Raw genomic sequence first — 20,913 nt, forward strand, 5'->3', positions numbered from 1 at the left:
GAGACTACCCGTGACGCCGTCACCACCGTGGCCCGTCGACGTCCCGCCTGCGCTGCGGGTACGGCGTAGACTCCTCCACCCGTGAGGATCCTCGTCACCGGCGGCGCCGGCTTCATCGGGTCGGAGTACGTGCGGATGCTGCTGGGCGTGCCCGGCGGCGACGCGGCCGGGGTGCCCGCGACGGCGCCCACGGCGCTCACCGTGCTGGACAAGCTCACCTACTCCGGCAACCTGGCGAACCTGGCCCCGGTACGCGACGACCCGCGCCTGCGCTTCGTGCAGGGCGACATCTGCGACGCGGCGCTCGTCGACGAGGTGGTGCCCGGCCACGACGTGATCGTCCACTTCGCCGCCGAGTCGCACGTGGACCGCTCGATCACCGGCGCGGCGCCGTTCGTCACCACGAACGTGCTCGGCACCCAGACGCTGCTGGACGCCGCGCTGCGTCACGGCGCCGGCCGGTTCGTGCACGTCTCCACCGACGAGGTGTACGGCTCGATCGACTCCGGCTCCTGGACGGAGGACTGGCCGCTGTCGCCGAACTCGCCGTACTCCGCCTCGAAGGCCGGGTCCGACCTGCTGGCGCTGGCCTACCACCGCACCCACGGCCTGGACGTGGTGGTGACGCGCTGCTCCAACAACTACGGGCCGTACCAGTACCCGGAGAAGGTCGTCCCGCTGTTCGTGACGAACCTGCTCGACGGCGGCACCGTGCCGCTCTACGGCGACGGCGGCAACGTGCGGGACTGGCTGCACGTGCACGACCACTGCCGGGGCGTGGCGATGGTCCAGGAGAAGGGGCGGGCCGGCGAGGTCTACCACATCGGCGGCGGCACCGAGCTGACCAACCGGCAGCTCACCGAGCGGCTCCTGGCCGCCTGCGGAGCCGGCTGGGACCGGGTCGTCCCGGTCACCGACCGCAAGGGCCACGACCGCCGCTACTCGCTGGACATCAGCAAGATCAGCGACGAGCTGGGGTACGCCCCGACCATCGACCTCGACCGGGGCCTGGCCGAAACCGTGCGCTGGTACCGGGACAACCGGGCCTGGTGGGAACCGCTGAAGACGGCCGGCCACCGGTGACCCGGGTGCTCGTCACCGGCGCGGGCGGCATGCTGGGGCGGGACCTGCTCGCCGTGCTGCGGACCCGGCCGGACCTGTCGGTCACCGCCGCCACCCGCGCCGGCCTCGACGTCACCGACGCCCACGCCGTCCGGGACGCGGTGAGCGGGCACGACGTGGTGCTCAACGCCGCAGCGTGGACCGACGTGGACGGCGCGGAGACCCGCGAGGCGGACGCCACGGCTGTCAACGGCGACGCGGTCGCCCACCTGGCCCACGCCTGCGCCGGGTCCGGCGCGCGCCTGGTGCACGTCTCCACCGACTACGTGTTCGCCGGGGACGCGGTCGAGCCGTACCCGGAGGACGCCCCGACCGGCCCGGTCAACGCGTACGGGCGCGGCAAGCTCGCCGGGGAGCTTGCGGTGGCCCGGCTGCTGCCCGAGACCGGGTACGTGGTGCGTACCGCCTGGCTCTACGCCACCCACGGCCGCAACTTCGTCACCACGATGCTGCGGCTGGCCGCCGAACGCGACCGGCTCGACGTGGTGGACGACCAGCGCGGGCAGCCCACCTGGTCGTACCGTCTCGCGGAGCGGCTCGTGGCGCTCGCCGACGCGGCGCTGGCCGGCGACGCGGCGCCCGGGACGTACCACGGCACCGCCGCCGGCGAGACCACCTGGTACGGCCTGGCCCGCGCCGTGTTCGCCCTGCGCGGCCTGGACCCGGACCGGATCCGGCCCACCACGAGCGACAGTTTCCCGCGCCCGGCGCGGCGTCCCCGCTACAGCGTGCTCGCGCACGGCCGGTGGGCCGCGGCGAAGCTGCCGCCGCCCGGGGACTGGCACGCGGACCTGGCCGAGGCGCTCAGCCTCCACCGCCCCGGAACACCTCGCTGACGGTACGCAGCACGATCTTGACGTCGAGCCAGAGCGACCAGTTCTCGACGTAGTAGTTGTCGAACCGCGCCCGGTCCGAGATCGGCGTGTCCCCGCGCAGGCCGCTGACCTGCGCCAGCCCGGTGAGCCCGACCGGTACGCGGTGCCGCATCGCGTAGGTCGGGTACTCCACCGAGAACTTCTCCACGAAGTACGGCCGCTCCGGGCGGGGCCCCACCACGCTCATCTCACCGCGCAGGATGTTCCACAGTTGCGGCAGCTCGTCCAGCGAGGTGCGCCGCATGAACCGCCCGATCGGCCCGACCCGCTGATCGTGGGCGATGGACCAGGTCGTCTGCGACTCGTGCTCGTCCTCCGGGCGCATCGACCGGAACTTGATGACGTGGAACGGCTTGCCGAACCGGCCGATGCGCTCCTGCCGGAAGAACACGCCCCGGCCGCCGTCGAGGAACGTGGCGAGGGCGCAGAGCAGCAGCAGCGGGCTCAGCACCACCAGCGCGGTCACCGCGAAGACCACGTCCGAGGCCCGCTTGAGCCGCCACCGGGGGCCGGTGAGCGTGGTGTCGCCGATCTTGACGATCGGAATGGCGCCGATGTGGTCGGGGTAGCCGCCCTGCGACCGCGAGCCCCACAGCCGGGGCACCGCCCACAGGTCACACCGCGAGCTGGCCGGACGCAGCAGCGACTCCATCAGCTCCGACTCGGAGCAGTCCGGGTCGGCGATGACCAGGACCTCGCACTCCAGCATGTCGGTGAGCTTCTCCAGGTCGTCGATCGTGCCGATCAGCGGCAACGCCCCCATGCGGGGCCTCGACGGGGCGTCCACCGCGCCGACGAACCGCAGCCCGTACTGCGGGTGGCGGCGCAGCAGCCGGGCCAGCTCCCCGCCGATCGGACCGCCGCCGATGACGATGGTGTTGCGCTCCACCCACCGGCGCTTACGGGCCAGCAGGACGAGCCGGCTGTTCAGCGCGCGCCCGACGATCACCAGGCCGGCGGAGAACGCGACGCCCTGGACGAAGCCGCTCACGTGCGGCACCGAGTCGTGCCGCAGCGCCGCGATGATCGCCACCACCGCGCCGGAGGCCAGCAGCCGCCCGCCGAGGCTCGGCAGCTCGTCCAGGATGCTGATGTGCCGGCGCGGCCGGTACAGTCCGCCCGCCGCGAAGAAGCCCACCGTCAGGGCCGCGTTGGCCAGCGTGCCGCGCCAGTAGTTCTGGGTCAGCAGCAGCGGCGCGAGCAGCGCCGCCACGTCGATGGGCGCGGTCACCATCCATGCGCGCACCCATCGGGTACGCGTCGACGCCCGCGACCCGGCGTAGGGCAGGACCGTTGTCGTGTCCAGGCCGCTGTTCATCGGCGGATCGCTCGACGGCGCGGCCGGATGCTCGAACGCCGGAAGGCGTGGCATTGTCGATCCTCCCCCGTGACGCCGCCGGCCCGGATGCGGAGACCGACGACGATCGCAGGATACGAGCGGCCCCGCCGCGCCGCCACCACCGGCATGGCAGATCGACGTCCTACTTTCCGCTGACGGCGAGAATCTCCGGGACCGAGTCGCGGCGGACCGCGTCGAACAGCGTCTTCGCGCGCGCCGGATCCGGGAACACGACGCTCTCGCTGCCGACCCGGCCGGTCCCCTTCACCGGGCAGGTGAAGAACGTCAGATTGCCGCTGCGCAGGCCACGCATCTCCATCGCGAGGTCCACCAGAGACAGTGATTTGTCGACGGCCACCGAGTTCGACGTGGCGCGGACGAACGAGTTGAGCTTCGCCGGGTTGGTCATCACCCCGCCCGAGGCGGCCTTGTCCAGAATGGCCTTGATCACCTGCTGCTGGTGCCGGATGCGGGCGAAGTCGCCGTCGGGGAAGGCGTGCCGTTCCCGCGCGTAGTCGAGCGCGGCGGCGCCGTCCATGGTCTGGCGGCCCTTCTTGAACGTCCGCGTGCCGATCAGCGAGTAGTTCGTGGTGAACCCCTTCTCCACGTCGATCTCGACACCGCCCAGCGCGTCGATGATCTCCTTGAAGCCGGCGAAGTCCACCATCGCCACGTTGTCCACCCGTACGCCGCTGAACTTCTCCACCGTCTGCACCATCAGCGGCACACCGCCCCAGGCGTACGCGGCATTGATCTTCGCGTCGCGACCGCCGCGACCCTCCTTCGACTTCGGGACGGCCGTCCAGGTGTCCCGCGGGATCGAGATGAGCTGGGCGCTCGACCGGTCCTTCGGCAGGTGGGCCAGGATGATCGTGTCGCTGCGCGAACCGCCGGTGCTCTCCGGGTCGCGGGAGTCGCTGCCCAGGATCATGATGTTCATGGCGCCCTTGACCTCGACCTGCGGGCGCGACTCCTCCGGTACGCCCTCGAAGGCGTCGACCCGTTCGATCGACTTGTCGACGGAGCGGTAGTACAGGCCGCCGGCCAGCGCGCCCCCGCCGGCGAGCAGCACCATCACGAGCAGCACGATCAGGGCGATCCGGCGGCCCCGGCGACGGCGCGGCGCCTTCTCCCGCACCGGCTCGCCCGCCTCCACATCGGAGACCCCGGAGCGGGCGTCGGAATCGGCGAGCTGATGGCGATCTGACATGCTGCGATGCTACTGATTCGCGCTGCGCCGCGGGGGGACCCTCGGACGGCAGGCGGTGGGCCTCGGCACCGGTCGGCGAGCCGCACGACCGGCGTGCCGGGCCTTGCCGTGAGGAGCGTCACGGATCGATGATGGTGGGGCAGCCAGGTCGACCGAGGAGTCGAGATGCAGGTTATCCACCAGCCCCGGGTGGCGTGGGACGCGGCCCGCGTCATCGGCGCGTCGATCCACGACGAGGAACTGTTCCGCTGGCTCTACCGTGTACTCGGCGATCTGCTCGGCCCCGCCACATGGGCGGCCCTCGACGAGACCCGCGACCGGGTCCGTTGGTCCGGCGACGACCGGATCCCGGTCGAGACCGGAGTGTGGCGCGTCCGCCTGGAGGACTCGCTGCGCGGACGCCCCGACCTCGCCGACGAGCTGGCCGGCATCGTCGCCACCGCCCGCGCGGTCCGGCCGTACTAGCCGCCGCGCCGGTTTAGCTTTCGCTTAGCTCGCTTGTCCGGCGGCACGCCGGTCCGGCAGCATCGACCGGCGTGACCGACGGCACCGTACCCCACCCGCCGACCGACGACCACGCGCCCGCCAGCCGTGCGGCCACGCGCCGTCGCCGGCTCGCCGCCGCCGGTCTGGTCACCGTCGCGGCGGCGGTCGCTGTCGCCCTCGCGGTACGCGGCGGCGCCGCCCCCGCCTGCGCGGCCCCGCCTCCACCCGCCGGCGTCCCGGTCCTGGCGGCGGGTCCACTCGGCGCCGCTCCGCCCGTCGGTGGGACGACCCGCAGCGGCAAGGCCACCTTCTACGACTCCGCGGGCGCCGGCGGCAACTGCTCCCGCCCCGCCGCCCCGGCCAACCGGATGTACGTCGCGCTCGGCCCGGGCGAGTACGCGGCCGGCGCCTCCTGCGGCGGGTTCCTCGACGTCACCGGTCCGCGCGGCACGGTCCGGGTGCTCGTCATGGACCAGTGCCCGGAGTGCGCCCCCGGCCACCTCGACCTGTCCGCGGAAGCGTTCGCCCGGATCGCCGACCCGGTGCAGGGAGTGGTGAAGGTCAGCTACCGGGCCGTGGTGAACCCGCCGCTGTCCGGGCCGCTCACCTTCCGCATGAAGGAGGGCTCGTCGCAGTGGTGGTTCGCCGTCCTGGTCGGTGACCACGGCAACCCGCTGCGCTCGGTCGAGGTCCGGCAGAACGGATCGTGGCGGGCGGCCCAGCGGCAGGACTACAACTACTGGCTGATCGATTCCGGCGCCGGCCCCGGCCCGTACACGATCCGGGTCACCGACGTGTACGGCAACCGCGCGACCGCCACCGGCGTCCGGATGCTCCCGGGCCAGGTGCAGCGCAGCGCGGTCCGGATGTACGGCGCGAAGCCCGCCGCCACCACACCGACCCCGAAGAAGTCCCGCCCCGCATCCCCGACCCCGTCCACCCCGACCCCGACCGCATCCACCCCCACCCCCGCGGCCCCCACGTCAGCCCTCGCCGACCCCGTCGTGCAGGCAGCCGCCACCCCACCCACCCCCACAAGCTGCGCCTAGCCCGCCCCCGCCCTCGCTGATCTTGCACTTGGGGACCCGTGCGTGTCGTGAATGCCCGATCTGCCGGGGCCATGAGTGCAAGATCAGCGCGGCGGGGGGCGGGGCGAGGGGTCAGGTTGGGGTGGGGAGGTCCAGCCACATGAGGATCTCGTCGCGGGCGTCGGTGGCGGACAGGCGCAGCGCGGCGGGGAGGCGGCCGATCTCGCGGTAGCCGAGGCGCTTGTAGAAGCGGTCCAGCCCCAGCCCGTCGCGGACCGTCACGTGCAGCGCCGCCAGGCCCAGCCCTCGGGCGATCCGCTCGGCCTCGCGCATCAGCGCCGCGCCGTGGCCGCGCCCCTGCGTGTCGGGGTGCACCATGACGCGCTTGAGCACCCGCCAGTGCGTCTTGAGGTGGAACCGGTTGTCGGCGATGACCAGCACCGCGACCAGCTTTTCGCCCTCGTGGCCGACGAGTAGCCGGTCCGGCCCGTCCGCGACCTCGTCGAGCGTGGAGGTGGCGAGCGGGCGTACCTCGTCGGCGGTCACGGGGGCGACGAAGCCGACGGCGCCGCCGGCGTTCGTCACGTCCACCCAGAGCGCGATGATCTGTTCGCGCAGCTCGGGGGTCAGGTCGGGGTCGAGGGAGAAACGCAGGTCCACGCCGTAATCCTGCTCGTGGCGACGCGGTGCGGACCCGCGTTCGTGACCTTCCCGACAGTCGCCGGTGCGCGTGGCACCGGCGACTGGTAGGGCCGGCGGGATTCGAACCCGCACTGGTGCGGACCTAAACCGCATGCCTCTGCCGTTGGGCTACGGCCCCTTCATCGTGACCACCGCCCGCGGACCGGTGTCACAGCCTCCGGATCGTAGACCACATTCGGGGTCACCACTGCGGCGCGGCCGTCACGAGCCGCACCGCGCGCCGACCTCAGTCGAGCCCGAGATCCCGGCGCAGCTTGGCGACGTGGCCGGTGGCCCGCACGTTGTAGAACGCCTGCTCGATCTTGCCGTCCTCGTCCACGACGAACGTCGAGCGGATCACGCCGGTGACCGTGCGGCCGTACATCTGCTTCTCGCCGAACGCGCCGTACGCGGTCAGCACCGCCTTGTCCGCGTCGGAGACCAGCGGGAACGTGATCGCGTCCCGCTCGCGGAACTTCGCCAGCTTGGCCGGCTTGTCCGGCGAGATGCCCACCACCTCGTAGCCGGCGGCCTGCAGGGAGGCGAGGGAGTCCCGGAAGTCACATGCCTGCTTGGTGCAGCCGGGCGTCATGGCGGCCGGGTACGCGTACAGGATGACCTTGCGGCCGCGCAGGTCGGCCAGGGAGAGTGTCCCGCCGTCGTCGGTGGGAAGGGTGAATTCGGGGGCGGGGTCGCCGGGCTTGAGGCGGTCGGTCATGGCGGTGACGATACCGCCGGGCCGGTGCGCTCGGCGGACGGCGACGCGCGGACGCGGTGACGGCCATCATGAGGTTGTTGCCAGATATTGGCAACAGTGCCTTCCTGGAAATACGCTGAGCGCGTGGACACCCTGGCGATGCACATCTCCAACGGGATCATCAACGGTCCGGTCGCCGCGATCTTCGCGGCTCTCGCCCTCGCCGCGCTCGCGTTCTGCGTGATGCGGGGCCGAGCCGACCTCGACGACCGGCTGGCCCCGATGGCCGGGCTGGTGGCGGCGTTCATCTTCGCCGTGCAGATGCTCAACTTCCCGATCTTCACCGCCGGGGTCAGCGGCCACCTGCTCGGGGGCGCGCTCGCGGCGATGCTCGTCGGCCCCTGGGTCGGCGCGCTCTGCGTGGCCGTGGTGCTCATCGTGCAGGCGCTGGTCTTCGGCGACGGCGGCGTGGCGATGCTCGGCCTCAACATCACCAACATGGCGCTGCTCGGCACCGCCGCCGCGTACCTGCTGATCGCGCTCCTGCTGCGTGTGCTGCCGCGTACCCCGGCCGGCCTGGCGGTCACCGCGTTCGTGTCCGCGCTGGTCAGCGTGGTGGTCGCGTCCCAGGGCTTCGTCCTGCAGTACTGGCTGGGCGGCACCACCGACCTCGGCGGCAACCTCACCGGCCTGGCCGGCACCATGGCCTTCGCCCACCTGCTGATCGGCATCGGCGAGGGCCTGATCACCGCGACCACCGTGGTCACCGTCGCGAAGGTCCGGCCCGACCTGGTGTACGCGCTGCGCGCCCTCAAGCCGGCCACGCCGGCTCCCGCCGTCCCGGTCGCCGGAGGTGCCCGATGAGCAAGCGTCAGTGGCCGTTCCTTCTCGGCGGCCTGCTGGTGGCGCTGCTGCTGGCGGGCGTGGTCAGCAACTACGCCTCCTCGCACCCGGACGGGCTCGACTCTTCGCTGCTCAAGGGCTGCACGGTGAACGCCGACGACGAGATCACCGGCGGCAGCTGTCCGGCCCAGGAGGCGAAGGACCACGAGCTGGCGGACAGCCCGCTGGCCGACTACGGCGTACGCGGAATCGGCAACGACTTCGTCTCCACCGGCCTGTCCGGCGTGCTCGGCGTGCTGCTCACCTTCGCGTTCGGCGCCGGCCTGTTCTGGCTGGCCCGCCGCCGCGGCCCCGCCACGCCCGCCACGTCCGCCGGCCCCGCCGCGCCCGCCACGCCCGCCCCGGACACCGCGAGCGCCGACCCGGCGGACGACGCAGCGACCCCGTCCACCGGCAGCCGCTGACCGTGGGCGCCGGTCACGCGCACGTCCTCTACCGCGAGTCCGGCTCGCCGGTGCACCGCCTTCCACCCGAGGTGAAGATCGCCGCGATGGTGCTGTTCACCGTCGCGGTGGTGGCCACGCCCCGGGAGGCGTACTGGGCCTTCGGCGGGTACGCGCTCCTGGTCGCCGTGGTGGCCGCGCTGGCCCGGGTCGGCCCGCGCTGGCTGCTCAGCCGGGCGCTGATCGAGCTGCCGTTCGTGCTGTTCGCGTTCGCGCTGCCGTTCCTCGGGGCGGGGGAGCGGGTCGAGGTGGCGGGGCTCGCCCTGTCCGTGGACGGGCTGCACGGCGCGTTCAACATCCTCGCCAAGGGCACGCTCGGCGTACTCGCGTCGCTTCTGCTGGCGGCGACCACGACGACGCGGGACCTGCTGCTCGGCCTGGACCGGCTGCGGTGCCCGCAGATCCTCACCCAGATCGCCACGTTCATGCTGCGCTACCTGGAGGTGCTGGTCGGCGAGGCCCGCCGGATGCGCGTGGCGCGGGTGTCGCGCGGCGACGACCCGCGGTTCCTGTGGCAGTTGCGCGGCTTCGCGGCCGGGGTCGGCGCGCTGTTCCTGCGCGCGTTCGAGCGCGGCGAGCGGGTCTACCTGGCGATGCTCTCCCGGGGCTACACCGGCCGGATGCCGGCGGTGTGGCAGGGGGCCGGCGCGGCCACCGCCGGCCAGTGGGCGGTCGCCGCGACGGTGCCGGCGATCGCGGCCACCATCGCCGCCGTCGCGCTCGTCCTGCAATGATCGGGTACGTGCAGCAGCCGCCCTCCCTCGACGTCGACGGCGTCCGGTACGCGTACCCGGACGGTCACGTCGCCCTGCACGGCGTGGACCTGACCGTGCCGCGCGGCGATCGGGTGGCGCTGCTCGGGCCCAACGGCGCCGGCAAGACCACGCTCGTGCTGCACCTCAACGGCATCCTCACCCCGACCGAGGGCACGGTGAGCGTCGGCGGCCTCACCGTCACCCGGGACCGGGACACGCTGGCCGAGGTACGCCGCCGCGTCGGCATCGTCTTCCAGGACCCGGACGACCAGCTGTTCCTGCCCACGGTCGCCGAGGACGTGGCGTTCGGCCCGGCCAACCTGGGCCTGCGCGGCGCCGAGCTGGCCGCCCGGGTCGACGAGGCGCTCGCGGCGGTCGGGATGAGCGAGCACCGGGACCGCGCCCCGCACCACCTGTCGTTCGGGCAGCGGCGCCGGGTGGCGGTGGCCACTGTGCTGGCCATGCGCCCGGAGATCCTGGTGCTGGACGAGCCGTCGTCGAACCTCGACCCGGCCGCCCGGCGGGAGCTGGCGGAGATCCTGCGCGCCCTGCCGGTGACGCTGCTCATGGTCACGCACGACCTGCCGTACGCGGCCGAGCTGTGCCCCCGCTCGGTGATCCTGGACGGCGGCCGCATCGTCGCCGACGCCCCGACCGCGGACCTCCTGTCCGACGAGGCGCTGCTGACGGCCCACCGCCTGGAACTCCCCTACGGCTTCGCCCCCCGCCCGTCCTGACCCCGCCCTAGCCCCTCCCTCCCGCCCGTCCCCCTCCGCCGCGATCTTGCACTTTCCGCCCGGGCATTCCGGGCAAAAGCCGCGCGCTCGGGGCGGCAACTGCAAGATCGCGCCGCCCGGGGGGGTGTCCCTATGGGTTTCGTCAAGCGGCGATCGGCGTGGCTGGGCGGGGCTGGTAGGGGATCTTGTCGCGGAGCATGGCGAACAGGACGTCGCAGCGGCGGCGGGCGAGGCAGATGAGGGCGGCGTTGTGGCGCTTGCCCTCGGCTCTCTTTCGGTCGTAGTAGGCGCGGCTGGTGGGGTCAGCGAGGGCAGCGAACGCGGCGAGGAAGAACGCCCGTTTGAGGTTCTTGTTGCCGCCGCGGGGTGGGTGTTCGCCGCGGATGCTGCTGCCGGATCGTCGGGTGACGGGGGCGAGGCCGGCGTAGGCGGCGAGGTGCCCGGGAGTCGGGAAGGCGGTGCCGTCGCCGACTTCGAGCAGGATCCGGGCGGCGGTCCTGACGCCGATGCCGGGCATCGAGGTCAGGACCGGGGCAAGAGGGTGTGCATCAAGCATCCTCTCGACCTCGCCGGCGGCCTGGTCGCGTTGCCGCAGGATGTCGCGGAGGGTGTCGGCGAGGCGGGGCAGGATCGTCTCCGCGGCCTGGGTGCCGGGGACGGTGACGGTCTGCTCGTCCAGGGCGGTCATGATCTGCTCGACCAGGCGTTCACCCATGCGGGGTGCGTGGACGGCGGCGATCGCCATCAGCTTGCGGCGGCCTGCCTTGCGCAGCCCGACCGGGCCGCCGCAGCGTGACAGCAACTCCAGCACGGCCTTGTGGTGAACCTTCGGGCCGAGGACCCGTTCCAGGGCGGGATGGATCTGCGTCAGCAGACCACGGATCCGGTTCGACACGCGGGTGGCTTCGCCGGCGAGGTCGTCGTCGAAGCCGACCAGCACCTCCAGCTCCGCAAGGGCTTCGTCGCCGACGTCGACCCGCCGCAGCGTGTGCGGCAGGGTCCGGGCCGCATCGGCGATGACGTAGGCGTCCCGGGCGTCGGTCTTCGCCGCACCGGGATGCAGGTCAGCGATGCGCCGCATCGCCAGGCCAGGCAGGTAGGCCACCTGATGCCCGGCCGCCCGAGCCACCGCGACCGGCAAGGCACCGATCGAGGCCGGCTGGTCGACCACCACCAGCACCCGGCCGTGACGGGCGAGTTTGTCGAACAACTGCCGCAGCCGGGCCTCAGTGTTCGGCAACGCCGCATCGTGCAGCCGCTTGCCGTCCGGCGCCAACCCGACCGCGTGGTGACCCTCTTTGCCGACGTCCAAGCCGAGGTAGACGCCATATCCGCCGTGCACCACACCCGCCTCCACGCATCGCTCCGTGGCCTCGGCCGCTGGTCTGAGCGTCGGACTGCCGGCAGCCACGTTACGAAGAGACCTACCCCGAACACGGGTGGCCGTGTCCCTATCAGCGGTCCACCGACGCCACCCGACCCGGCGACAACACCCCCCGGATCATCCGAACGACAGGGGCAGGAAGTCATACCGGGCCGGGCGACCGAGGGTCCCCGGCTGGGGACGACCAAAAAGGTAACGGGGTGAGTGCGGCGGGAGTGGAACGTGATGGGTGTGTCGAGGGCGGTTTGACACCCGTGGTGTTCCACTCGGGCTGCCCGGCGCTCGCAGATGGTCAGGGCGTGGGGGTTGGGTGGGGGGTGGGGCGGGCTGCTCTTGCTGCGGTGCGCAGGCGCAACAGGCCCGCCGCGACCGCGCCGGCTCCCGTCGCCAGGCCGACCACCACCAGCACCCGCACCAGGACCGGCGGGCCGGCGGCCGGGGGGATCGCGCGGGACAGCGCGGCGAGGTTCGTCACCCCGGCGAACACCGTCAGGCACGCGCCGGCCAGCGCCAGCACGAAGTCGGCGGCCGGGCGGCGGGCCAGCGCGTACCCGCCCGCGGCGAGCGCGCCGAGGCCGGTGAGCAGCGTCCACACCTGCCCGGTGAACAGTTCGGCGAGCATTCCGCCGAGGCCCGGGGTGCCGGTGTCGAACGCCCGGGCGACGGTGAGCGCCACTGTCGCCGCGCCGCCCAGGGCGAGCAGTGCGCCCACTCCGCGCAGCGCGCGTACCCCGGCGGTCGTGCCGCCCGGCGCGAGCCCGGCCGCGCCGATCACCAGGAAGCCGAGCGTGGTGGCCACCCACCAGGGGTACGGGTCGGGCGGCGGCACCCAGTCCAGTGTGCCGCGTACGGCTCCGGTGGTGTCACCGGCGCGCAGCGGCACCGACCAGTCGCGTACCCGGTGCTCCCGGTCCGGGTCGGTGGCGACGGCGGCCGGCGGCGCCTCCTCCCGCCACAGCGTGCGCTGGTCGTGCCAGCGGGCGGTGGGCCCGTCGTCGATCCGCCGCCAGTCCGGCGCGGCGGCCGGGTTCGCCTCGGCGGGCAGCCGGGTCTCGCCGGCCAGCGTCCGGTTCAGGTACGTGGCGGGGGAGTGGACGTTCTCGTACACGCCGCCCGGGCCGACGCGCAGGTACGGCTCGCCGGAGTAGCCCATCACCGTGACGTCGGCGCCGGTGTCGTTCGTCAGCTCCAGCCGCGCGCCGGCCTCCACCATGCGGGCGGTGAGCCCGGGACGGTCGGGCTCGACGCCGGTGATCGTGGCGCGGTAGTCGGTGCCGTCGGGCGCGTCCGCGCCGTGCGCGGCGGCCGGCGCGGCGAACGTGAGCAGGGCGACGGCCGCGCCGGTGAACACCAGCGCGGCCCGGCGCAGGGGTGCGGGGATCACTTCCCGGCCGCCTCCACCGCTGCCCTGATCCCCTCGGGGCTGCGGTCCCGCAGCTCACTTCCGTTGATCTTGATGGTCGGGGTGCTGGTCACGCCGGACTTGCTCGCCTCGTCGGTGACGTGCTCGGTCCACGACCGGTACGTGCCGTCGGAGACGCAGGACGCGAACTCGTCCCGGTTCAGCCCGACGCCCGCGCCGATGTCGACCAGCTCGTCGTTGCTGAGCCCGGCGCCGCCCTCCGGCGGCTGCTTGGCGAAGAGCTGGTCGGTGAACTCGCGGAACTTGCCGCCCTGCGCGGCGCAGCCGGAGGCGGCCGAGGAGCGGGTGGAGTACTCGGTGGTGGAGAAGCGGTTGAGGAAGGCGACCGGGTGGAACACCAGCTTGGCCTTGCCCTCGGTGACGAGCTGGTTGAGCGTCTCGCCGTTGATCTGCTGGAACTGCTTGCAGGCCGGGCAGAGGTAGTCCTCGTACAGGTCGATGGTGACCGGCCCGGTGCCCTGGACGATGCCGGTGCCGGCGTCGTTCGCGCCGGGCGGCGCGGTGAAGTCGTCCGACTTCTGGCTGGAGTAGACGGCCCAGCCGATGCCACCGGCGATGACCAGCACCAGCACGGCGGCGATCGTGGTCCAGAGCGTGCGCTTGCGACGCTTCTCCCGGGCGATCTGCTCGCGTACCACCCGCGCCGCGTCCCTGCGGCCCTTGCGGCTACTCATCGGTGTCCTCCACGGTGTCGTCGCCGGCCAGCCAGCCGTCCACCGAGAACGGCGTGCGGGGCCAGATCAGCAGGAACCCGGCGAGCGCCAGGAACCCCAGGTCCCGGAGGATCTCCGGGAGGTAACTGGGTGTCTCGCCGGCGGCGAGCTGGCCGCCGCTGCCGAAGCACCCGCAGTCGATGGCCAGGCCGCGCGCCCAGGCCGAGGCGATGCCGGCGATGAAGACCACGAGCAGCACCGCCGAGATCCCGGCGCTGACCCGGGTGGCCAGCCCGGCGAGAAGCAGCAGACCCAGGGCCAGCTCGACGAAGGGCAGCGCCGCGCCGATCACGGTGGCCAGCTCGTACGGCATCACCTGGTAGGCGTTGACGGCCCGGCCGGAGGCGGCGAGATCGCCGACCTTGGTGCCGCCGGCGATCAGCCAGACGGCGGCCAGTCCGAGGCGGGCGGCGACGCCGAGCCAGGGGCGCAGGGTCTGCCAGCGGCCGGCCGGGGAGGGGGAGGGGGTCACAGTCATTCGTCGTCCGAGCGTCACGAAAGGTTCCCGCTATCCGGTCATCGTGTCGCCGACGGCGCCGACCAGTTCGTCCCGGGCGCGGGCCACCCGGGAGCGGATGGTGCCCACCGGCACCCCCTCCACGTCGGCGGCCTCGGCGTAGGACAGGCCGAGCAACTGGGTGAGCACGAACGCGGAGCGCCGCTCGGCCGGTAGCCGGCGGACCAGGTCGGTGGCGCCGAGCTGACCGGCCGGGTCCGGGTAGGGGCGGTCGGTGGCGGCCTGGGCGGCGAGTCGCGCGTCGAGCCGCCGGCGGCGTACCACCGTGCGCAGGTGGTCGGCGCAGGCCCGGCGGGCGATGCCGAGCAACCAGGTACGCACGCTGGAGCGCCCCTCGAAGCCGGGCAGCGCCCGGAACGCCCGCAGGTACGTCTCCTGGGTCAGGTCGTCCGCGCTGTCCGGGTCGACGAGCGCGGCGGCGAAGCGCCACACCTCGGCCTGGGTGGCCCGGACGAGGGCGGCCTGCGCGTCGCGGTCCCCGTCGCGGGCGGCGAGCGCCCAGCCGGTGGCCGTGTCCCGGACAGCCTCGGCGGCCGCCTCGGGGCGGTCGTCGGCGGTGTCACGCGAGCCGGGGATCACGTCACCCGAGGTTACGCGGCGTACCTGGAGGGGACAGGGTCCTTCGGCCCATTCCGTGGTCCCGCACACGCCGGGAACTTTTTCCCGCCGCCGTCCGACTACCCTCCCATGACCTCCGAGCAGGCCCGGCGTGGCGCGCGCCGCCGCGCCGGGTGGGCGCTCGGTCACGCCCGCCCGGGACCGGCTCGCCGGATCGGCTCCGGTTCGGGAACCATGGCGGTCATGACTGCTGCCGTACGCCGCCCGTCCCGGGCCGTCGCCGCCCGATCCGGGGCCGTCGCCGGGCTGCTGCTCCTGCTGGTCGCCCTGCTGCTCGTCCCGGCCACCCCGGCCAGCGCCCACGCGGTGCTGGTGAGCAGCAGCCCGGCCGCCTCCGCCGTGGTGCCCGACGCGCCCGCGCAGGTGGTGATCACCTTCAGCGAGAGCGTCCGCAAGGTGCCCGGGAAGGTCCGCGTGATCGCCCCCGACGGCTCGCGGGCCGACCGGGGCGAGCCGACGTTCCAGGGCGCCGAGGTCACCATCCCGGTGGACCCCGGCGCGGGGCGCGGCACCTATCTGGTGAGTTACCGGGTCATCTCGGCGGACAGTCACCCGGTCTCCGGCGCCTTCACCTACTCCGTCGGCGCGCCGTCCGAGCCGCCGACGGACAGCGGCACCGACAACCGGGCGAACCCGGTGACCGAGACCGCGGTGAAGGTGGCGAAGTACGCCGGCTACGCCGGGTTGCTGCTGCTCGTCGGCCCGGCGCTGGTGCTGGCCGCGCTCTGGCCGCGCCGGCTGTCCCGCCGCGGCCCGGCCCGGCTGGCCTGGACCGGGCTGGGCGTGCTGGCGGTGGCGACGCTGGCCGAGATCTGGCTCCAGGTGCCCTACGTCAACGGCGGCGGCCTGTTCGACGTGACCGGCTCCGGGCTCGGCGACGTGCTCGGCAGCGCGTACGGCACGACCCACCTGGTCCGGCTGGGCCTGCTCGCCGCGGCGGCGTTCCTGCTCCGGCCGCTGTTCGCCGGCCCGGTCGGCCGCACCGACGGGATCATCCTCGCCGTTCTCGGCGGCGCCGCGCTGTTCACCTGGCCGCTCGCCGGGCACGCGGCGGCCTCGCCGGCCCCGGCCGTGTCGGTGGTGGTGGACGCGGTGCACCTGGGCGCCATGGCGGTCTGGCTCGGCGGGCTGGTGATGCTCGCGGTGTTCCTGCTGCGCCGGGCCGACGAGCGCGAGCTGGACGCGATCCTGCCGATCTGGTCCCGCTGGGCGGCGCTCGCGGTGGCCGCGCTGCTGCTGGCCGGCACCGTGCAGGGGCTGATCGAGGTGGCCAGCCTCCAGGCCCTGATCGACACCACGTACGGGCAGCTGCTGCTCGCCAAGATCGCGCTGTTCGCGCTGGTGATCGGCGTGGCCGCGTACTCCCGGGCGCTGGTGCGGCGGCGGGTCGCCGCCGGACGGCCGGGCTCGATGCGGCGGGCGGTGGTGGCCGAGCTGGTGATCACGGCGGTGGTGCTGGGCGTGTCGGCGACGCTCGTGCAGACCACACCGGCGCGGACCGCCGTCGCGGACGCGCCGGGCGCCTCGCCCGGCTACTTCTCCACCACGCTGAGCAGCCCGATCTACTCGCTGCAGGTCGAGCTGGACCCGGCCGAGACCGGCAACAACTCGATGCACCTGTACGCCTACACCCCGGACAACCGGCCGCAGCCGGTGCAGGAGTGGAAGGTGACCGCCGCCCTGCCGTCGGCCGGGATCGAGCCGATCACGGTTCCGCTGCTGCCGTTGAGCGACAACCACGCCACCGGGGAGGTCAACCTGCCGGCCCGTGGTGACTGGCAGTTGCGCATCACCGTCCGCACGTCCGACATCGACCAGGCCACGGTGACCGCCACCGTGCCGATCAAGTAACGGGAAGGTCCCACTGATGATCCGTCTCCGGCGCTCCGCGACCGTCGCCGCGCTGACCCTGACCGCCGTCGCCACGACCGTGCTCGGCCTGGCCGGGCCGGCCTCGGCGCACGTCACGATCAACCCGGCCGAGGGCAAGCAGGGCGGCTACGGCCGGTTCGCCTTCCGGGTGCCGAACGAGAGCGACACGGCGTCGACGGTCAAGGTCGAGGTGAACCTGCCGGAGAACGCACCCGTCGGTTCGGTGTCCACGATGCCGGTGCCGGGCTGGACGGTGGCGGTGGAGAAGCGCAAGGTCGACCCGCCGATCGAGGTGCACGGCAGCCAGCTCACCGAGGCGGTGTCGAAGCTCACCTTCACCGCGGCGCCGAACGGCGGCGTGAAGCCGGGCGAGTTCCAGGAGTTCCCGGTGTCGATGGGCCCGCTGCCGCAGGTCGACACGATGGTGTTCAAGGTGCTCCAGACGTACTCCGACGGCAACGTCTCCCGGTGGATCGAGGAGCCGACGCCGGGCGCGGAGGAGCCGGAGAACCCGGCGCCGGTGCTCAAGCTGGCCGCCGCCGAGAACGCGCCCGCCTCGCCGGGCGCGAGCGCGCCGGCCGCCGCGGCGGCCGACGACGATGACGACGACGCCGGCTCCGGCGCGGCGACCGCCCTCGGGGTGGCCGGTCTGGTCGCCGGACTGGCCGGCCTGGTCCTCGGCGGTCTGGCGTTCGCGCGTACCCGGCGGGAGCCCGCGGCGAAGTCCTGAACGCGAGCGACGCACCGGCCCGGCGGAACGATCCGCCGGGCCGGTCGCCGTCCCGGCCGGGTGCCGCCGATATCCGGCGATCGGCCGACCCGCGTCGGTAAGGTCGGCCGGGTAGTTGGCTACCGAGAGGGACGACGCGAATGCGTTTCGCACGCACGATCGCCGGCATGGTGCTGCTGGCGCTGGGGGTTCCGGCCCTGCTGGCCGGCGCCGGCCTCTGGCTCGCGGCCGGGCATGCCGACCCGGACGGCGGTTTCGGCGCCCGGTTCGAGCCGGTCCGCACGCCCGCCCGCGCGGTGCTGGTGACCGACGTGGACGCGCTGCTGCGCACCGACCTGCCGGTGGCGCGCACCGGGCAGGCCCGGCTGCACCTCACCGCGCGGGACGACCACGGCCCGGTCTTCCTCGGCCTCGCCCCGGCCGACGAGGTGCGGCGGTGGCTGGCCGACGTCCCGCACAGCACCGTGCGCCGCGTCGCCGTCACCCGGGGCCCGCTTCCGGTCGATCTCGACCCGGCCACCGCCGGCGACGGCGTCGCCGTGCCGCTGGCCCAGCCCTTCTGGGTACGCGAGGGCATCGGCTCCCTGGAGTGGAGCCCGGCCGAGCTGGGTGGCCGGTCGTTGAGCCTGGTCGTGATGCGCGTGGACGGCGCCGACGGGCTCGACCTGCGGATGCGGGGCGAGCTGCGGGCCGGCTGGTTCCCCGGGCTGGCGTGGGCGCTGCTGACCGGCGGGACGCTGCTGGTGGTCCTCGCCGTGGTGGTGCTGCTGCGGCCGCTGCGGCCGCGTGAGGTGGTCTTCGTGGTCGAGCCGGACCAGGTGCCGGTGCTGGCCGGGCGCCTCGGCGTCACCTCGCTGAGCGGGCTGGGCCGGCAGCCGGGTCCGGCGTCGCGGCCCGAACGGCATCTGGTGGCGGTGGGCTCGGGCGCCCACGGGCGGACCCGCGCGGCGATCGCCCCGCCGCCCGGCCGGTGCCCGGACGACCAGGACTGACCGGAAGAACCGAACGGCCCTCCGCGCTGCCGACGCGGAGGGCCGTCCTCACCGGGGGATCGGTGCTACCTGGGAGAAATCTGAGGTAGTTGAGACCAGATTAGCGCTGATCGCCGTTTGTTGCGAGGTGTGTCCGTTCAGTCCGTGTTATCCGAGGTTCGTCCCGGTGGTGGCGGATCGGGAGCGCCACCAGCAACAGCAGGCTGAGCAGCACGTACACGTTGCGCACGACGAAGTCGACCGGGTCGTCCGTGTGCACGATGGCGGTGCCCCAGTCCTGGAACGTCACCAGGCCGTACACGATCGGCAGGCCGACCACGGCGGCCAGCGCGAACAGCCCGCCCCGGCGGCGCGCCCCGGCCGGCGTCGCCGGATCGGCATCCAGCGCCGCGTCGACGAGCACCACCACGGCGGGGATGAACCAGTAGAGGTGGTGGATCCAGGTGATCGGGCTGACCAGGCCGCCCACCAGGCCGGTCACTGTGAGCCCCACCAGCGCGTCCCCGGCGCGCGCCGCCCGCGCCGCGCGCCACAGGCCGAACGCGGCCACCGCCAGCGCGAGCAGCAGCCACAGCAGCCGGTCCGCCTCGGCCGACGCGGACAGGCGGCTGAGCAGCCCGAACAGCGACTGGTTGCCGGTGTAGTCGGTGCGGCCCACCCGGTCGGTGGCCCACAGCTCGTGGGTCCAGAACCGCCACGAGTCACCGGGCGCGACCGCCGCCGCCAGCAACGTGGCCGCCGCCGCGGTCGCCGCCGCCACCGCCGCCGCCCGCCACTTGCGGGCGACCAGCAGGTAGAGGACGAAGATGCCGGGGAAGAGCTTGAGCGCCGCGGCCAGTCCCACGCCCACGCCGGCCCAGCGTCGCCCCTGGGGTACGGCGAACAGCAGGTCGGCCAGGATCAGCACCACCAGCAGCATGTTGATCTGCCCGAGCGTGAGCGTCTCCCGGGTGCTCTCCACCGCCAGCACCAGCAGCACGGCGACCGTCAGCCCGAACCCGCGCGGCAGGTCGTGCCGCCGCAGCACCGGCAGCACCAGCCAGCGGGTCGTCACCACCACGGCGGCCACGGTCAGCACCACGAACGTGGCGACCGCGACGCCGAGCCGCAGATAGCCGAACGGCAGCAGCAGCAGCGCCGCGAACGGCGGATAGGTGAAGTAGAGCGCGCCCTGCACCCGGTCCGGCTGGACGTAGTCGTAGAGCGGATGCCCGGCCGCCCACCAGTCCATCGCCGACATGTAGATCTTCTGGTCGTAGTAGTCGTGGCGCAGGTTGGGCAGGTAGAGCGCCGGCAGGATCGCGACCAGCGCCAGCACCGCTACGACCCGCCGGACCGTACGCGCGCCCACGTCGCCGCGGGCGACGGCGGGTGGGGCGGCGGGTTCGGCTGGCACGCAGGAAACCCTAGCGGTCCACGTCGGCCACCGTGCCGAGGCGCGGGCGGGTCGGCGGCGCGTAGTCTGTTCCGGTGGCTGATCTTCTCGTCTGGATCGACTGTGAGATGACCGGGCTGGACCTGCGGCGGGACGCGCTGATCGAGGTCGCGGCGCTGGTCACCGATCCCGATCTCAACGTGCTCGGTGACGGCGTCGACGTGGTGATCCACGCCGACGACGAGGTGCTCGACGGCATGCCGGAGATCGTGCGCAGCATGCACGCCAAGTCCGGGCTCACCGAGGAGGTGCGCCGCTCCACGGTCACCCTGGCCGAGGCCGAGGACATGGTGCTCGACTACGTGACCAGCTACGTGAAGGACCCACGTACCGCGCCGCTGTGCGGCAACTCGATCGCCACCGACCGGGGCTTCCTGGCCCGCGACATGACCCGGCTCGACGCCCACCTGCACTACCGGATGATCGACGTGTCGTCGATCAAGGAGCTGTGCCGGCGCTGGTACCCGCGGGTGTACTTCGGGCAGCCGCAGAAGGGCCTGGCCCACCGGGCGCTCGCCGACATCCGGGAGAGCATCCGCGAGCTGGAGTACTACCGGCGGACCGTGTTCGTGCCGCTGCCGGGCCCGGACGTCGAGGCCGCGAAGGCGATCGCCGCCCAGCTCTGACGCCCGCGCCGAACCCGGTGGACGGGGTCGGCCGGAGTGTGGCTATTATTAGTCCGCGCACCGCCCGGGCAACCGCAAGCGGCGAGCATGGTGGCTGTAGCTCAGTTGGCAGAGCACCGGGTTGTGGTCCCGGTTGTCGTGGGTTCAATTCCCATCAGTCACCCCGATAGTGGATCTGCTCCACTGCCTGATCACGCCCCCTCCTCCGAGGGGGCGTGAGTCGTTTCAGGGGCACCGCAGGGGAGTCGTGGCCCCGCCAGTGCGCGTCTCCCCTGCGGAAGGCGTTCGAACTCCGGCTGGAAATCGACGCGATGTGCTTCCTGTCCG

22 protein-coding genes and 2 tRNA genes are annotated in these 20,913 nt (G+C 73.3%); 13 read left to right on the top strand and 11 right to left on the bottom strand.

All coding sequences use genetic code 11. The annotated features are described in order from the left end of the window. Positions 1-81 precede the first annotated feature (81 nt). The gene (gene rfbB, locus PVK74_RS27150) at positions 82-1,083 is read left to right on the top strand and encodes a dTDP-glucose 4,6-dehydratase (RefSeq protein ID WP_274477529.1); all 1,002 of its coding nucleotides are present in this window, start codon (positions 82-84) and stop codon (positions 1,081-1,083) included. Next, positions 1,080-1,958 (top strand): dTDP-4-dehydrorhamnose reductase, encoded by an 879-nt coding sequence (gene rfbD / locus PVK74_RS27155; RefSeq protein ID WP_274479325.1) that lies wholly within the window; start codon positions 1,080-1,082, stop codon positions 1,956-1,958. Before rfbB ends, rfbD begins: the two co-directional genes overlap by 4 nt. Here the strand turns inward: rfbD and PVK74_RS27160 are convergent. Both PVK74_RS27160 and PVK74_RS27165 read right to left on the bottom strand, forming a co-directional pair. After that, positions 1,927-3,369, bottom strand: coding sequence for a sugar transferase (locus tag PVK74_RS27160; protein WP_274477530.1), 1,443 nt, complete (start codon positions 3,367-3,369; stop codon positions 1,927-1,929). The two genes, rfbD and PVK74_RS27160, sit on opposite strands and share 32 nt — an antisense overlap. A gap of 109 nt (positions 3,370-3,478) precedes the next feature. Further along, positions 3,479-4,546, bottom strand: a complete 1,068-nt coding sequence (locus tag PVK74_RS27165) for an LCP family protein (protein WP_043326162.1) — start codon at positions 4,544-4,546, stop codon at positions 3,479-3,481. Positions 4,547-4,711: 165 nt separating this feature from the next. Here PVK74_RS27165 and PVK74_RS27170 point away from each other — a divergent pair, with 165 nt between their 5' ends. Then, on the top strand, positions 4,712-5,011 hold the full coding sequence (locus PVK74_RS27170) for a hypothetical protein (RefSeq protein WP_274477531.1): 300 nt from the start codon (positions 4,712-4,714) through the stop codon (positions 5,009-5,011). Between the two features lie 71 nt (positions 5,012-5,082). After that, positions 5,083-6,081 (top strand): expansin EXLX1 family cellulose-binding protein, encoded by a 999-nt coding sequence (locus PVK74_RS27175; protein WP_274477532.1) that lies wholly within the window; start codon positions 5,083-5,085, stop codon positions 6,079-6,081. A gap of 111 nt (positions 6,082-6,192) precedes the next feature. Here PVK74_RS27175 and PVK74_RS27180 read toward each other — a convergent pair whose 3' ends face one another. From PVK74_RS27180 to bcp, 3 genes are all read right to left on the bottom strand, one after another. Next, on the bottom strand, positions 6,193-6,720 hold the full coding sequence (locus PVK74_RS27180) for a GNAT family N-acetyltransferase (protein ID WP_064446937.1): 528 nt from the start codon (positions 6,718-6,720) through the stop codon (positions 6,193-6,195). An 84-nt stretch (positions 6,721-6,804) separates the two neighbouring features. Next, positions 6,805-6,880: transfer RNA gene (locus tag PVK74_RS27185), tRNA-Leu, on the bottom strand. A 108-nt stretch (positions 6,881-6,988) separates the two neighbouring features. Beyond that, positions 6,989-7,459 (bottom strand): thioredoxin-dependent thiol peroxidase, encoded by a 471-nt coding sequence (gene bcp, locus PVK74_RS27190; protein WP_043326156.1) that lies wholly within the window; start codon positions 7,457-7,459, stop codon positions 6,989-6,991. Between the two features lie 123 nt (positions 7,460-7,582). Here bcp and PVK74_RS27195 point away from each other — a divergent pair, with 123 nt between their 5' ends. The 4 genes from PVK74_RS27195 to PVK74_RS27210 are packed head-to-tail and all read left to right on the top strand — an operon-like array spanning position 7,583 to position 10,276. Next, positions 7,583-8,302 (top strand): energy-coupling factor ABC transporter permease, encoded by a 720-nt coding sequence (locus PVK74_RS27195; protein ID WP_069087509.1) that lies wholly within the window; start codon positions 7,583-7,585, stop codon positions 8,300-8,302. Next, complete coding sequence (locus PVK74_RS27200) at positions 8,299-8,745, top strand: PDGLE domain-containing protein (protein WP_274477533.1); 447 nt, start codon at positions 8,299-8,301, stop codon at positions 8,743-8,745. Before PVK74_RS27195 ends, PVK74_RS27200 begins: the two co-directional genes overlap by 4 nt. 2 nt (positions 8,746-8,747) lie before the next feature. Continuing rightward, complete coding sequence (gene cbiQ, locus PVK74_RS27205) at positions 8,748-9,518, top strand: cobalt ECF transporter T component CbiQ (protein ID WP_043326150.1); 771 nt, start codon at positions 8,748-8,750, stop codon at positions 9,516-9,518. Next, positions 9,515-10,276 (top strand): energy-coupling factor ABC transporter ATP-binding protein, encoded by a 762-nt coding sequence (locus tag PVK74_RS27210; RefSeq protein ID WP_043326148.1) that lies wholly within the window; start codon positions 9,515-9,517, stop codon positions 10,274-10,276. The genes cbiQ and PVK74_RS27210 overlap by 4 nt, the downstream gene beginning before the upstream one ends. Before the next feature lie 142 nt (positions 10,277-10,418). Here the strand turns inward: PVK74_RS27210 and PVK74_RS27215 are convergent, their stop codons facing one another. The 5 genes from PVK74_RS27215 to PVK74_RS27235 form a co-directional block, all read right to left on the bottom strand. Beyond that, positions 10,419-11,618, bottom strand: coding sequence for an IS110 family RNA-guided transposase (locus PVK74_RS27215; RefSeq protein WP_274479270.1), 1,200 nt, complete (start codon positions 11,616-11,618; stop codon positions 10,419-10,421). Between the two features lie 334 nt (positions 11,619-11,952). Beyond that, positions 11,953-13,044, bottom strand: coding sequence for a hypothetical protein (locus PVK74_RS27220; RefSeq protein ID WP_274477534.1), 1,092 nt, complete (start codon positions 13,042-13,044; stop codon positions 11,953-11,955). Then, the gene (locus PVK74_RS27225; protein ID WP_274477535.1) at positions 13,041-13,757 is read right to left on the bottom strand and encodes a DsbA family protein; all 717 of its coding nucleotides are present in this window, start codon (positions 13,755-13,757) and stop codon (positions 13,041-13,043) included. Before PVK74_RS27225 ends, PVK74_RS27220 begins: the two co-directional genes overlap by 4 nt. Beyond that, positions 13,750-14,274 carry a MauE/DoxX family redox-associated membrane protein gene (locus tag PVK74_RS27230; protein ID WP_043326143.1) on the bottom strand — a complete coding sequence of 175 codons (525 nt, stop codon included), beginning with the start codon at positions 14,272-14,274 and terminating at the stop codon, positions 13,750-13,752. Before PVK74_RS27230 ends, PVK74_RS27225 begins: the two co-directional genes overlap by 8 nt. Before the next feature lie 30 nt (positions 14,275-14,304). Continuing rightward, positions 14,305-14,892 (bottom strand): sigma-70 family RNA polymerase sigma factor, encoded by a 588-nt coding sequence (locus PVK74_RS27235; RefSeq protein ID WP_064446940.1) that lies wholly within the window; start codon positions 14,890-14,892, stop codon positions 14,305-14,307. Between the two features lie 222 nt (positions 14,893-15,114). On the opposite strand from PVK74_RS27235, the gene PVK74_RS27240 reads away from it, so the two are divergent. From PVK74_RS27240 to PVK74_RS27250, 3 genes are all read left to right on the top strand, one after another. Beyond that, the gene (locus tag PVK74_RS27240; protein WP_043330589.1) at positions 15,115-16,782 is read left to right on the top strand and encodes a copper resistance CopC/CopD family protein; all 1,668 of its coding nucleotides are present in this window, start codon (positions 15,115-15,117) and stop codon (positions 16,780-16,782) included. Positions 16,783-16,798: 16 nt separating this feature from the next. Continuing rightward, complete coding sequence (locus PVK74_RS27245; RefSeq protein WP_043326141.1) at positions 16,799-17,533, top strand: YcnI family copper-binding membrane protein; 735 nt, start codon at positions 16,799-16,801, stop codon at positions 17,531-17,533. 140 nt (positions 17,534-17,673) lie between these two features. Continuing rightward, on the top strand, positions 17,674-18,525 hold the full coding sequence (locus tag PVK74_RS27250; RefSeq protein WP_187693861.1) for a hypothetical protein: 852 nt from the start codon (positions 17,674-17,676) through the stop codon (positions 18,523-18,525). 100 nt (positions 18,526-18,625) lie between these two features. Here the strand turns inward: PVK74_RS27250 and PVK74_RS27255 are convergent, their stop codons facing one another. Next, complete coding sequence (locus PVK74_RS27255; protein ID WP_274477537.1) at positions 18,626-19,921, bottom strand: glycosyltransferase 87 family protein; 1,296 nt, start codon at positions 19,919-19,921, stop codon at positions 18,626-18,628. A 107-nt stretch (positions 19,922-20,028) separates the two neighbouring features. On the opposite strand from PVK74_RS27255, the gene orn reads away from it, so the two are divergent. Both orn and PVK74_RS27265 read left to right on the top strand, forming a co-directional pair. Continuing rightward, positions 20,029-20,586 (top strand): oligoribonuclease, encoded by a 558-nt coding sequence (orn, locus tag PVK74_RS27260; RefSeq protein ID WP_030501804.1) that lies wholly within the window; start codon positions 20,029-20,031, stop codon positions 20,584-20,586. A 90-nt stretch (positions 20,587-20,676) separates the two neighbouring features. Further along, a tRNA-His gene (locus PVK74_RS27265) sits at positions 20,677-20,749 on the top strand. The last annotated feature ends 164 nt before the right edge of the window (positions 20,750-20,913 follow it).

The organism is Micromonospora chalcea (assembly GCF_028768405.1).
GTDB classification, from domain to species: Bacteria; Actinomycetota; Actinomycetes; order Mycobacteriales; family Micromonosporaceae; genus Micromonospora; species Micromonospora chalcea.

Bases quoted from the DNA above. Each gene is read 5' to 3' on its own strand.
- PVK74_RS27160 (WP_274477530.1), bottom strand. From the start codon at position 3,369: ATGCCACGCCTTCCGGCGTTCGAGCATCCGGCCGCGCCGTCGAGCGAT.
- PVK74_RS27165 (WP_043326162.1), bottom strand. From the start codon at position 4,546: ATGTCAGATCGCCATCAGCTCGCCGATTCCGACGCCCGCTCCGGGGTC.
- PVK74_RS27170 (WP_274477531.1), top strand. From the start codon at position 4,712: ATGCAGGTTATCCACCAGCCCCGGGTGGCGTGGGACGCGGCCCGCGTC.
- bcp (WP_043326156.1), bottom strand. From the start codon at position 7,459: ATGACCGACCGCCTCAAGCCCGGCGACCCCGCCCCCGAATTCACCCTT.
- PVK74_RS27200 (WP_274477533.1), top strand. From the start codon at position 8,299: ATGAGCAAGCGTCAGTGGCCGTTCCTTCTCGGCGGCCTGCTGGTGGCG.
- PVK74_RS27210 (WP_043326148.1), top strand. From the start codon at position 9,515: ATGATCGGGTACGTGCAGCAGCCGCCCTCCCTCGACGTCGACGGCGTC.
- PVK74_RS27225 (WP_274477535.1), bottom strand. From the start codon at position 13,757: ATGAGTAGCCGCAAGGGCCGCAGGGACGCGGCGCGGGTGGTACGCGAG.
- PVK74_RS27230 (WP_043326143.1), bottom strand. From the start codon at position 14,274: ATGACTGTGACCCCCTCCCCCTCCCCGGCCGGCCGCTGGCAGACCCTG.
- PVK74_RS27240 (WP_043330589.1), top strand. From the start codon at position 15,115: ATGACTGCTGCCGTACGCCGCCCGTCCCGGGCCGTCGCCGCCCGATCC.
- PVK74_RS27245 (WP_043326141.1), top strand. From the start codon at position 16,799: ATGATCCGTCTCCGGCGCTCCGCGACCGTCGCCGCGCTGACCCTGACC.
- PVK74_RS27250 (WP_187693861.1), top strand. From the start codon at position 17,674: ATGCGTTTCGCACGCACGATCGCCGGCATGGTGCTGCTGGCGCTGGGG.
- orn (WP_030501804.1), top strand. From the start codon at position 20,029: ATGACCGGGCTGGACCTGCGGCGGGACGCGCTGATCGAGGTCGCGGCG.